This is a genomic window from Sphingobium sp. CECT 9361 (assembly GCF_918741285.1).
Taxonomy (GTDB): Bacteria; Pseudomonadota; Alphaproteobacteria; order Sphingomonadales; family Sphingomonadaceae; genus Sphingobium.
In genome coordinates this window covers 176,284-188,894 of record NZ_CAKKNC010000008.1, presented here as the reverse complement: position 1 = coordinate 188,894, position 12,611 = coordinate 176,284, and the positions used below count along the sequence as shown (strand labels likewise).

Genomic DNA, 12,611 nt, shown 5'->3' with positions numbered 1-12,611 from the left:
CGGCCCGGCGCGGCGGGCCTATAGGGAAGCGACGCCCACCCCATCGCGGGAGTGCAACGACACAGCGACGCGATCGGGACGGCGCAGCCCTGGCCCGATCTCCGCAGTCGGAAACAGCTACAATCCGCGGCGCGGATTGGCCCATCGGCGCGCCAGCGCCAACCCGCCATGCTGATCGTCACCGGCACGGACGAGACCTGTCAGGGGCTCGGTCGGAGCGCAGCGGAGATAGAGCGGCGGTCCCGCAGGGAGGCGCCAAACCGCCTTTCAAATGCTGAACGCCATCAGTGAAGCAACGATGATGAATCGGCATCGCTTCATGCAGCCCTTGCTCTTTCCGGAGTAAATGAGGCTGCTATTTTGGGCCGATGTCTTTCAAGCGATTCACCGCCGAACTGCCGACCCAACTTGCTGCGAGGGTCGATGCAATCGCCGCCTGCAACGGCATGACACGCGATGAAGCCGTGCAGCAGGCATTGCAAACATGGCTGCTGCACGATGAAGAGGAGAGGCACCGCATGACATGGGAAGGACTGGACGACGTCGATGCGGGCCGCGTGGTCTCCCACGACGCCATCCAAGAGCATGTCGGCGCTTTGCTACATGGACGATCCTCGGGCCGAGGGCCGGTGTAATGAAGCGCCGGGCCAAGCGCCGGTTGCCGCGCGGGTGGGCGAAGGGGCTGACGTTCCCGCCGGATGAGCCGAAAAATCCGCCGCTGCGTCGCCGGAAGGATGATGGTCCGATCGTCGTGACCGACGACTGGCCCGAAGAGATTCCGATCGGTGACGACGAACTGCGGGTCATCGAACGCTACATGCGAAGCGAGCTGGACGATCTGTTCGGGCCGCTGCCCTAAGGTGCACAACCTTGCAGTTTTGCGCGTCATCGACTGACATGCAGTCATTGACTTATGGAGGTCAGCATGGCGGTGATAACGATCCGAAACATCGACGACGCGATCGAGAAGCGGCTGCGCGTGCGCGCCGCGATCAACGGCCACTCTATGGAGGACGAAGCGCGCGACATCTTGCGCTCAGCGCTTTCGACCGATGATCCGCGCCCCCGCAATCTCGCGCAAGCGATCCATCGGCGCTTCGGTCCGCTCGGCGGTGTCGAGCTTCCCGAGACGCCCCGCGAGGCCATCCAGCGGCCGGTGAACTTTGGCGAATGATCGTCCCCGGCATCAACGTCATCTCCGAGCTGATGCGGCGCGAGCCCGACGCAGCGGTGATCGCGTGGATCGGGCAGCGACCGACGGAGGGCGCTTCACCACGACATTGACGCAGGCGGAAATCTTCTATGGCTTGGCGCTGCCGCCCGAAGACCGCCGTCGGGACGCGCCGATGGTGGCCGCGCTGCCGATGTTCGAGGTCGATCTGGCCGGGGGGCTATCGTTCGATAGCGGTGCCACCTTGGCCTATCCTGACATCGCGGCGCCAGCGCGGCGCACGGTTAGCGATTCGCAATGTCATCGACTTGACCGATTGCGGCATCGCGGTGGTAAACCCTTGGACAGAGACATGGACTGCGCCGCCGTCCGTTCTTATCTGCGCTGCCCGGCACTAGGCGAATCCGCCGAGACCGCCCCGTTCAATTTGGCCTATTGTGCCATTCGCCGTCCTACACGCCGCCGACGGCGGATGCGCTCATCCCCGTCGTCGGCGAGTATATCGACTTTCAGGCCATGCCTCCGGTTAAGCCAGTAGTTCAAGCTCTTCATCGCCTGGCCATTCTGGATCAAAGAATTTCTGGTCGTCTCCATGTTCGACGAAAATGCCGTTAAACCCGCTCGTTGCGGTGCGGAAACTGTCGCAGATGGCATCGGCGAGTCCGCGTCGATCCATGCCGAGCGTAACCGTGACGCTGTAGATGGCGGAGGCTTTGGAATCGCACCAGATTGTGGAGACACGTAGCCGCACGTCATCAGGCATTGCGTCCACGACGGCCTTCATCGTCTGCAATTCATGTGCGACCGAGTAGCGGCTCTGGAGGAGAACCCCTCGATGCTCCAGTTCATCGTAGGGGACCTTGGGGCCAGCATCGCGCCATTCGATCCCCTCTTGATGGGCGAGCGCGGCGGCCAGATCGTCGTCCATCTGCTCATAGTCGACCGGCGGTGTCTGCGGCGCTCCCCATTGCGACGCCCGGCGCAGAATCTCTGTGTGCAGTTCCGAGTCATCCGCGATCTGGACCGTCGTCATGTTCTTCTCGACCACCAAGATGCCGGCATCGACCAGCGAGTGCAGGGCGACATCGAAATTCGGATCGCGCGCGAGGTTGGGCAGTATCGATACAGGCGTTCCCTCGAAGGTCAGCCATAGCCGTTTGGGATCAAGCTTAGGCGTGAAGCCGGAACCGCCTTCGACATTCAGCAGCATTCCCGAGATGATCGCAAGGCGCAGACGCTGCCCCGGACCCGAACCAGGCCGCAGCAACGATGCGTTCGCCCGAAGGACGATCTCAAGACTGAGCGCATAGGGAAGGACATCGCGCACCCACAGGTCTGAGGGTGTCAGCGCTCCCTTACTCTTCTGATCGAGAGAAGCCGATACCGGACGATGGCAAGCCTGCGGCAGCGCCTTGATCAGATTCCCCCAATAATCATACGGACTGGCCGCGCCCTGCCGCTGACCGATCCGGGCGTTGAGATCGTGCCAACTGCGATAGCCACCCGCCACAGCGACGGCATTCTGGCATTCGGACAGCGGAAAAATCATCGCGCTGGCCTGGAGGAGGCGCTTGAGCTGCTTGGCGCACTTCTTGGCGCCATCGAGAGTGGAGTACATCGTCGCATCCTTCATTCCGGCCTTGAAGATGCGCTGCTCATCTCTCTAGCGGCCGAATAAAGTTGCGGTCACAACAGAGCAAAATTCGTTGGATCAACGATCCTTCGCCAAGGCAGCGGCCGCGCCGACGATAGCGGCGCACGCCAGAAACTACGCCGGTCCATTCAAATTGCAATACCGGACCCGCGACGATGAGCGCGGTGCGGGCTGAGGATCGTCGAATAGGACCAAGTTCGGCACGACCGGGCCATCCTCCATCGATCAGGGGGCTGCCGAGCGCGCGCCTACTTCAATCGCTTTGAGCTCACTTCGGGCCGCATCGACGAACGCGCATTTCGCCGCGAAGTGATCGCCGTCCTCCCCGCTGCTTTCTCTGCCGTTGGCTGAAAGCGCCAAATCGCAAACTCGCTTCGCGCACTGCTGCACGGCATCGGTGGAGAGAAGGGATATCTCCGCGTAGAGCGCAAGCAACGGCGTGACGTTGTCGATCGACTTCGAACCGGCCCCTGCGACGAGCAGCACATTGCGGTCCGCTTCCGCGATGAACTTCGCGTAGAGCCGTTGCCGTTCCAACAGGCGCTCGCGGACAAGCCCAAGCTTCCACTCATGCGAGCGCATCCCGCGCCCTGCGACATAGCTCGCGATACCGGCGATCAGGGCGGCGCCGAGCGACGCGATGATAGGGATAAGAAACTGTGCGGAAGACGCTGTCATAATGCGGCCCCCATCAGTCGCGAACCCCGGATTGTGGTAACGCCTTCTCTATGAGCTCAACCTTTGCGATCTTCTTCCGCGATCTAGCGGACCGCTGGCTGGAGACGGAATAGCCGAATTCCAGAAAGAAATGTGCGACCCTGATCGTCCCATGGATCGGTGCGAGATGCGCGTCCCGGTCATGTTCGGTGTCGAAATCAGCGGCGGGAAACATCGTCGAAGGGGCCTCAAAAGCGCCGCCCGTCGGTGACGGTCTCAGCCGAAGAGTTGTCGATCGGGCCGCGTTGGACAACTCTTCGCACAGCGGCGTCAGCACATCGTGCTTGGGATCGGTCAGCATAGCGACCATCGCGGCGACAGCTTCCCCGCGCGCGTAGATGCCGGTCACGAAGCGGCCCAGACCCTTGTCGCCAAGATAATGATCCCGGTCGGCCTTGAAGCGGCTCATCTTCTTGAACTCGAATACCAACGCAACGGATTGAGTGGTGGTGTTGAAGCTGTAGACGATATCAGTCCGTCGCTCCTCTTGAACCTCCGCCGTTTCGAGATCCATTTCCAGAATGACATTCTCGGCGGACCAGTGGCCGAGCAGACCACGGCGCCGGCCCGTCACCAACTCAGCATGGGTCTTCAGCGCCTTTGTGAGCACGGGTTCATGAAGTTTCGGATGGAAGCCTGGCTTTTGGTGAGCGGCAAGCGTGGACCAACTCTCCATTAGCGCGTCAACCGCCTCGGTCGCGCTTTGGAGAGGAAATGCCGTTAGCCAGTCGGATGTGCCAGTCACGCAGGCACTCGCTTCGATGGAGAAGGGTCGGCCGCCACGCGCTGCACTGTGCGGACCATCTGCTCGGCGTCGCGTAGCGCATGGCGAACGGTCCAACTTCGGCGGGCGAGCGGGCGTACGAGATAGAGATCGCCGCCGTTCCATATCTGCGTGTCAGGAACTAGTTGCATAGCATCGCCCGACGGGATGACCGTCAGCCCAGCCTCACGAAGCTGCGCAACGGTGGCAAGCACCAGCGCGTCATCTATCTGGCTGCGGTCCAGAACAGGTTTATCAGTCACGTCCGGGCGATACCGCACGCGCACGATGCCGAGCGGTCCCGCCCGGCTTGGTTCGCTCGCCATCACGCCGACCTCGAACTGCCCCTGACCCCCCATCCGTTCTCGCCACTCGGTCAATGCGCGACCGAGCGTGCGGGCGTAGGCATCGAGGTCGCCATGAGCGAGCCGAAGTTGCGCCAGCTCGCGCATCCGCTTGAAGCCGCGCGGACGGATCGCCGGCATCAGCTTGTCGACCGTCTCGCGCACCAATTCCTTCTCGGTCGCGCCGAGATCGAAGAAATTGAAGACATGCTCGTCGAGCGTCGCCTGGTCGGCTTCGTAGCGTGCCGCTTGCTGCAATTCGGGTACGCTCTCCAGCGCGATCAACCAGTCGCTGATGGCCTGCATCGCGACGAGCGCCTTGGAGGGATCAGGAGCCATCTCGGGGCGGAAGAAGGGGAAGGTCTCGACATCCTTGAGATGGACGCCGTTCCGTTCCGCGAGCATCTTCCATGCGCGCATCATCAGGAAATAGCGGGCGAGGCTTGAGCGCAGATAGATGGTTGCAAAGCGGAGCAAGGGGGCATCGACAGACGCCCCGGAGATCACGCCGACGCTGTGGGTGAAGCTCGCAGGTTTATCGAAGAAAACGGCGCGAATCGATAACTCCGCGCGCGAGAAGCCGTCCGGGAACAGCACACGGGGCCCGTCGAACACCGACATCAGGCTGTCGTTCAGCCCGACGACGGTCGTGCGCGAAGGGGGCCAGGCACTAAGGCGATCGGGATGGAGCACTGGTGCGCCGGTGCGCAGCGCCTCAATCGGAACATGCTTCATGTTCTTGAGCCGGTCAGCGCTTTCCGGTGTGCGGCTCTTGTCTTCGAGATGCACGCCTTTCCGGTTGACCCATTGCCGGAATTCCTGCGGGCCTTTCCAGAGGTCGCCAAACGAGCCAAGCGCACTGAGCCGCGACCAAAGAGACAGATCGTTTGCGTCGCCCCACATATAGGTGATGAGACGTTGAGGGTCCTGCGCGATCGACCTCGTATCGAGGAAATGGCGATCAGCGGTCTGCATGGTGAGACGACCGAACGCCAGGCTGAGATCGGCTTTGGGCACGCAATAGTCGAAGCTTTCGCCGTGCGGGATGCGTGTTGCCCGGATTCGTTCTACGCCGTCGTCGCGGGATTCGGCTGCGGGCCGCGCTGTCCCGACAAACAAATGGCATGTGTTCGCCGCGGTCGGGAACAGGAGCTGCTGAAGATCGCCGAAATTGATCAACCGGAGCGGCTTAACACGTTCGAGAAATTCGCTGACAAAGACCGCGCTGGACGCGCCGAGGAATTGCCCGATCGGGAGGATGAGGCAGATCTTGCCGCCGCCCTCGACGAAGTCGAGCGCACGCATGGCGAACGCCCCGGCGATCTGCCGTCGCACGAAGGGAATATCGGTCGATTCGGCCCAGACGTCCGCACTGGTCTTCACATCGCCGGGGGGCTCAGTCCAAGGCGGGTTCGACAGGATCAGCGTGAAGCGCTTCCCCGTGAAACCGTGCTTCGGACTGAACAGGTCGCCAGTTGCGCCATAGAAGAGATTGGTCTGCTTGAGCGACGGAAGCTTGACCTGCTCGCGCTCCTGGGCGGTGAGGATGTCCGCGGGATCGAGACCTTCAAGCACCGAGAGATAGAGGCTGAACGCCGTCACTCGGCATGCCATCTCGTTGATGTCGGCACCGAAGATCTGGCGCTGCAGCAGTTCGCCGCGTTCCTTGAAACCGAGCTGGCGGCCGGAAATCGCCTCCGCATGGGCGAGCAGCCGGCGAAAAGCGGTGGTGAGCAGAATACCCGACCCGCACGCGCCATCGAAAATCCGTTCTGCCAGCGGGTTGTCCGAAAGCGCCAGGACCTGTTCGACCGCCAGCATCGCAAGGTGCCGGGGCGTATAATATGCGCCGTCACGCTCCTGCTGCTCGTCGGAGAGCAACTCCTCGTAGAGGCCCGACAGCAACTCGACCGGAATGTAGCTAAAGTCGTAATTCCAGAATGATCCCTGGCCGGTGCGCATGTTGGTGCGTCGCAGGAACGAATCGAGCGTTAGGAAACCTTTGCTGTCGAGTTCCGACCAGGGATCGTGGCGATCGTCCCCCAGGAAGTCGCCGTTGAAGTCCTGTCGCAGGCAATCGATCAGCTTGATGATGCCGTCCCGGTCGCTGGCCGTGACAAGTTCATGGAGGGAGGTCACGCCGCGCCGCTTCCGATAGTGTGCGCCGACGATCTGACGATGTTCGAGATAGGAGATGAAAAGTATTTGCCCCATCAGCAGTTCGGCGAGACGGCGCCAGAGCCGCTCGCGTTGTTCGGGGTCTAGATCGTCCCGCTGCTTGAAGCCTTCTTCCGCCAGGATTTCCACGGCAGCCGAGAGATTTTCCAAGAGTTTGCGATCGACGCGGGCGCGCAACTCGAACCATTTGGGTAGGCGCTCAGAGAGATTCGCCGATGCGACCTCCAGTGCCGAAAAGGGGCCATCGGGGGCCGCCTCGGCGAGCGTCAGACGCTCCTGTGCATTCTTGAGGCGCCGGACCGGTAAGGCGACGGCGGTGTCGCCGCGCACATCGATCACGACGGTGGCGAGGTTCTGGTTCCAGATGCGCTGGCGGATAGTGTCGAGCTGGTCGCGCGACAGCGGCTGATCCTCGCGGGAGACGAACACGACCGCAGGCACGCCTTCGACATCGAAGACTGCGCGCGCGCCGATCGCCCCGTCGTCGCTCAGCATCGCGCGTAGTTCGAGCGCGTAAGGGTGCGTGTCCGGGACGTCGTCGGTCCGCAGATGCAGTTGCGCCGGCTCGGCCGAATAGCCGAGGCGGTCGAGCCAACCCTGCAGCATCTCGCTCATCGCCCGGCTGCCTTAGCTCTTGCAGGCATGGCCGGCGAAGCGGCCGTGTCACGCACCGCGCGGACCGGAAACAATTCAAGCTGGCCTTCGCGGCGCACAGGTGATGGCAGGGCAAAGCCCTCGCGGAGGATATCGAGATGTTGATCGAGACCGAGGATGAGGGCGTCTTCGCCAGACGCCGGGGTATCGCCGGCGCCCAGCAACTCCCAACGATCATTGCCATAAAAGGCGATACGTCGCCCCCACAGCGCAATGAACGAAGTGCCCTTCAGTGTCTGGCGCAGGCTGTCGAACAGGTCCTTGTGCCCCTGCAGCTCAATGCGGAACTGGCGATGCAGCGTCGTTGCCAAGCGGAGGACAAGGATCGTCTGCCAGCTATATTGCGCCGGCGCACCCTTGCGACCAGGCCGTTCGTCTGCCGGAATGAGCGCGCGCCGAACCGTCCATTCCCGTAGCAGGTCAATGGAAAGGCCGGTCAGGCGGCTGGCAACTGGCGTAGCGACATAATTCATCAAACGGCCTAAATCGGGTATCGTGCCCGATCTCCCCCGAGAACGGGTACTCTACCCGATGTCCCGGGTAAAGCGGCTTCGTGCGGCCTCGGCCGATGAACCTCTCCGAACGCCGCCAATTTGAGGACATACTCGGCCATTCTCGCAAGCCGACACGGGTTGATCCATACGGTGTTCCGCTCCATTGACGAAGCGGTGCTTGGCTCGGCGACTGCCTAGCGGAGCTACCTTCGATGGGGCTTTTGTGAAGCGTCTCCGGCAACGCTAGGATGAAGGGCTGCCTAGGGCCCGCTACCACGCAGTTGCGATGGAAATGGTGATTACCGGGTGATTGCAACGATGAAAATCCCCACGGGATTCTCCGGAAATTCCGTTTTGATATCAATGCAATGTTACGATTTTGTCTCTGAGGTCTGGTACTTCCGGTATAGGCGGAAGTAGACCGACGCGCGCATGATTGCGGCGGGTAACTAAGAACGGAACCCTCAACCATCGTTTGACTGCACCTTGGGTTTGGACACCTCCCATCAGCAGCATATTGGCCCGCGTAAGAGCCTGAGCATACTACGAAAATGGGAAAAATGGCTTTCCCATTACACCGTATGATGACAGGAGACTGTTAAGCCGGATGCGATTTAATAGACGCATCCGGCTCTCAAATATCTACAAAAAATATTTTCATATGGTCTGTGTGAACTAGACGCGCAGTGAGTTGGTCGTATCACTCAAGCCAATCAGAAGGTCTTTTCGATGGAAAGACCAACTGTGCGAGGCTGGGTATAGTTAAGCCAGTATCTGTTAAAGTTGGTCTGGTTATTATACCCGCCCCCGGTTACCCCCGCTTTATTGGTTAGGTTCTGAACATATACATTCAGCTTCCAGCCCTCTGTCATGACAGAGGCGTTTAAATTGACCTGCACGTAAGAGGGGTATTTCTCGCGGAGGGCGGCTTCGGCCTGCGTTGGGACAAATTCGCCCTCACGGTTTCCAACATAGGTGGCTGCGGCACCGATCAATCCGGTTACATCGTCCGTGATGGGCGCCTCATAACTCGCCGAAAAACGACCGGAATAACGGCTTGAAAAGGGTAGCCTGTCGCCCGCGGCGGCATAGACGGCCGTCACCGGAAAACTATCACGCAGTTGCGCGTCATTATAAGCGCCCCAGAGTGCAAGGGTCAGTCCGCTGGTGGGTCTCGATTCCAGCGCAAACTCTACGCCGCGGCTTCTGGCTTTGCCGACATTGGAATTGAAGGTGAACGTTCCACTGCTGGAAACTTGGGTCTGCTGAAGGTCCTTCTAATCGATACTATATATTGACACGTCGTAGGAGAGCGCAGGGCCAAGCAGATCCCCCTTTGCGCCAAGCTCATAGTTGACGACCTTATCCGGGCGGAACTGGCATGGAACGAACTCGGTGCCATTATCACAGTTGGGATTAGGACCGCCGGGTCGATAGCCTGTCGCTAGCCGTCCATAGATCATATGATCGGGCGACGGCTTGAACCGAGGCGTGACCTGATAGGTGAAGGAGTGCCCCTTCGCCTTGCCGCTGACATACCGATCGGGGGCTATGCCAAAAGTGGCGGGATCCAACTGAATCCGCGAAACCTGATTCATGTTCTGGCGGTTTTCGCTGTATCGCGCGCCAAATTGCACGTCGAACTGCTCGGAAACGCGCGCTGTTATATTACCAAAGGCTGCATATTCTTCAAAGGTCAGATTGTTTCGCCATCTTCCAACAACGCCATAGATATCGCCATTCGTGGGATCCGTCGCAGTGCCAATGCTTCGATAATTGTTCTGCTCATGCGTATAAAATCCCCCTGCAATCCAGTCGATTGCTTGACCAACGGAGCCCGAGAGCCGGAGCTCTTGAGACAGCTTTTTCGACGTATGGGTGTTGTAAAAGACATTCCCGAAATCTGTGTATGCGGGAAACGCGAGGTTATACACAAAGGGGGTAATAGGCGAAGCCGTGAAGTCGGCATAATGGAAGTTGTCGGAAACGGAATATCCGCTTACCGAAGTTAATGTCATCCCTCCGAGATCGGCGGTCAGCGTTGCGTCATAGAACTGTATTTTGTAGTTCCCGCGACCGGTCCCGAATTGATCGTTCTGCAGATATGGCGAGCCAAGCCTGGTATCTGCGGTGTTCCGTCCGAAAACATCGGTATTCTGATACAGCGCTCCGAGCTTTACCGAGAAGGTTTCGGAAGGCTTCCACAAGGCCGACAAACGCCCGCTCGTCACTCTGCTCGAGTTAACGTTTTTCTTTCCGGTGAGGACATTGTTAATATAACCGGGGTCCTTCCGCGTAAGCGCGCTCGCGCGAACGGCAAATGTGTCGCCAAGGGGCACGTTGATGGCACCGTGGATGTTATAGCCAAGTTCGTGCCCCCCGCTGTAGACCGTGTTGGCGCCTGCGCCGATGGAGCCGCTGATCCCATCGGTATTAGGCGATTTGGTGATGTATTTTACCAGACCACCGATGCTGCTGGCGCCGTAGAGTGTGCCTTGTGGGCCGCGCAGGACCTCGATCCGCTCCAGTTCGGCAGGGTCAAGATCAGGCGCCGCACCAAAGAGACCTCCTTGACCGATGGAGGAGCCGTAAGGAACATCGTCAATCGTGAAACCGACAACCGGGTTGCCGCTGGCCGGACTTGTCGTGATACCGCGAATAGCCAACTGCGCGCGATTGTTCTGAAATTGGAGATTTACGCCTGGAACATTCGAGAAAAAGTCCTGCGCTCTGGTCTGGTTTTGATCGGTCAGGGTGCTGGCACTGACAGCAGTAACGGGCACTGGTACATCCCGTAAACGCTCTTCGCGTTTCTGGGCGGTAACGATGATATCCCCGCTCTCTAAAGCACCGCGGGCAGACTGGCCTGCCGTCTGCTGAGCGGACGCATATGCTGGCACAAGCGCCAGTCCAAGCGCGCACAATCCGCTGGTGTGCGTGCGCGCAATGGTGGCGAGCCGTGCACTCTTGGTCTGCGTAGCCGCCTTTCCCCGCATGTAAGCGTTCATGATGTATCTCCCCAATATGACCACCCCTGGCCGGCTTGGTGATGAGGCAGCTTCGGTTGCGCCGTATCGTGCGGCTTCAGGATTTTTTTAGCTGTCCGAAGGCGTGCGACCACCAATATTGAGAATAAATCACATTAATTGCGTGTCATCAACCAGTAATATTCCACTATAACCACATATATGAGAATTAATGACACTATTTTAGCATATTTTGGTGTTTGTAAATGCACTTACCCCTCAATCCAGCGGTGCGATTGCCCGGCAGCCAGATGACGATCGGGGCTTGGAAGCAGGCGCTTCCAACTAGACAGGGGTAGCGACGTTGCGTGCACGTGCAGGCACGCGAGGACTGCGCGCCTTGCGCTTGCGCCACCATATGAGAACACCGGTGATCGTGATGGTGCAGACCATCATACCGAAAACACTCACGGCTATTTGCCACACAACACCAAACACCGACGTCGTATGAAGGGCGATCATCCAGTTCGTAATGGTATTGCTGGCATGCTGCCCTGTGGGAAGTTGCATGCCCACAACACGTCCATCTCGTCCATCGATTGCCACCATGGCGGCGGTTAACGGCCACTCATTTTCGGTGGGCGTGTATCCATCGCGAAGATCCAGAGACGTATGCGACAGATAGGTATAGAGTCCGTGCTCGCGACTATAGATCAGACCGGCTGGAGCTCCCAGCTCAAACCCCTGTGCATGCGCTTGTTTGGCTAGGTAGCTCTGCCCAAGTTGTGCCGCCTTATACCAGTCGACTGGCGGCTTCACCAAAGGCCGGTCGAGAGGCAATTGGGGCGGTTTTTCATGATAGGACAAGTAGTCCGTAAAGCTGTTCAAAACGCTAGAGTAGGTACTGCCTTGATTGAGCGCAAATCCGCTTATCCCGAATATGAAAATCAGCGGCCACAACCATAAGCCCGAAGCACGGTGCATGTCGTAGATGACGCGGTTGGTTGCTGCCCCGCGCTTGATCTGCCATGCAGGCTTCCAGCGATGGAAGAAACTCTTGCCTTTTCCATTCGCAGCCTTTCGCTTCTCTCCCATAGGCAGAGTAAGATAAATGCCGACGCAACTGTCTACGGCAAATATCAGTCCCAAGATGCCAATGAAAAACACCCCAGCCGATTCAGGGAGCACAAAGGCATAATGCAGGAAGCGGATTTGCGAGATCAGATCCTGACGTTCCAGCGAAAATTTCCCTACAAAACGCTCGCCAAGCCTTTGGCCCGTGTAAGGGTTTGCGAATATCTCGTTGTATTGGAGTTGATAGGACTGGCCAGTCACGGGATCCAGGGAGCCCCTTACGCGCAATAGCATGGAGTCATCGGCGCGTTGCGGGAATTTCAAGTACATCACATGCACCCGCGGATCTTCGGCTTCGATCTTCTCGCGAATGCCGACCAAGTCAGGCACTGTCCAGCGACGCTCCCGCGGCTCCACAACGCGAAGGCGCGGGTTCACCACCCTATCGAGTTCATCATAAAAGGCGATGATGCAGCCGGTCCCAGCAATGATCACGAGAAACAAGGCAAGCGTCAGGCCAACATAACGATGCACCTTGACCATGGCCTTCCGCACGGCGGTCGGACTACTCATAATCGCCCCTTAATGTAGAGTGA

10 protein-coding genes and 1 pseudogene are annotated in these 12,611 nt (G+C 59.2%); 4 read left to right on the top strand and 7 right to left on the bottom strand.

From position 1 onward, the window contains the following. Positions 1-368: 368 nt before the first annotated feature. The 4 genes from LQ220_RS13515 (at position 369) to LQ220_RS13500 (ending at position 1,709) form a co-directional block, all read left to right on the top strand. On the top strand, positions 369-635 hold the full coding sequence (locus tag LQ220_RS13515; RefSeq protein ID WP_230188821.1) for a ribbon-helix-helix domain-containing protein: 267 nt from the start codon (positions 369-371) through the stop codon (positions 633-635). Beyond that, the gene (locus LQ220_RS13510; RefSeq protein ID WP_230188820.1) at positions 635-859 is read left to right on the top strand and encodes a hypothetical protein; all 225 of its coding nucleotides are present in this window, start codon (positions 635-637) and stop codon (positions 857-859) included. Before LQ220_RS13515 ends, LQ220_RS13510 begins: the two co-directional genes overlap by 1 nt. A gap of 66 nt (positions 860-925) precedes the next feature. Further along, a complete protein-coding gene (locus LQ220_RS13505; RefSeq protein ID WP_230188819.1) occupies positions 926-1,174 on the top strand; it encodes a hypothetical protein in 249 nt (82 codons plus the stop codon). Positions 1,175-1,238: 64 nt separating this feature from the next. Next, the gene (locus tag LQ220_RS13500) at positions 1,239-1,709 is read left to right on the top strand and encodes a hypothetical protein (RefSeq protein ID WP_230188818.1); all 471 of its coding nucleotides are present in this window, start codon (positions 1,239-1,241) and stop codon (positions 1,707-1,709) included. Here the strand turns inward: LQ220_RS13500 and LQ220_RS13495 are convergent. From LQ220_RS13495 to LQ220_RS13460, 7 genes and pseudogenes are all read right to left on the bottom strand, one after another. Next, positions 1,698-2,789: a hypothetical protein gene (locus LQ220_RS13495; RefSeq protein WP_230188817.1), complete on the bottom strand. Its 1,092-nt coding sequence runs from the start codon at positions 2,787-2,789 to the stop codon at positions 1,698-1,700. The two genes, LQ220_RS13500 and LQ220_RS13495, sit on opposite strands and share 12 nt — an antisense overlap. A gap of 261 nt (positions 2,790-3,050) precedes the next feature. Further along, the gene (locus LQ220_RS13490) at positions 3,051-3,503 is read right to left on the bottom strand and encodes a hypothetical protein (RefSeq protein WP_230188816.1); all 453 of its coding nucleotides are present in this window, start codon (positions 3,501-3,503) and stop codon (positions 3,051-3,053) included. A 13-nt stretch (positions 3,504-3,516) separates the two neighbouring features. Next, complete coding sequence (locus LQ220_RS13485) at positions 3,517-4,287, bottom strand: hypothetical protein (protein ID WP_230188815.1); 771 nt, start codon at positions 4,285-4,287, stop codon at positions 3,517-3,519. Further along, complete coding sequence (locus LQ220_RS13480) at positions 4,284-7,442, bottom strand: N-6 DNA methylase (protein ID WP_230188814.1); 3,159 nt, start codon at positions 7,440-7,442, stop codon at positions 4,284-4,286. Before LQ220_RS13480 ends, LQ220_RS13485 begins: the two co-directional genes overlap by 4 nt. After that, positions 7,439-7,954: a hypothetical protein gene (locus tag LQ220_RS13475; protein ID WP_230188813.1), complete on the bottom strand. Its 516-nt coding sequence runs from the start codon at positions 7,952-7,954 to the stop codon at positions 7,439-7,441. Before LQ220_RS13475 ends, LQ220_RS13480 begins: the two co-directional genes overlap by 4 nt. A 734-nt stretch (positions 7,955-8,688) precedes the next feature. Beyond that, positions 8,689-10,875: pseudogene (locus LQ220_RS13465) on the bottom strand (TonB-dependent receptor). Between the two features lie 411 nt (positions 10,876-11,286). Beyond that, a complete protein-coding gene (locus LQ220_RS13460; protein ID WP_230188811.1) occupies positions 11,287-12,588 on the bottom strand; it encodes a PepSY-associated TM helix domain-containing protein in 1,302 nt (433 codons plus the stop codon). Positions 12,589-12,611: the final 23 nt, after the last annotated feature.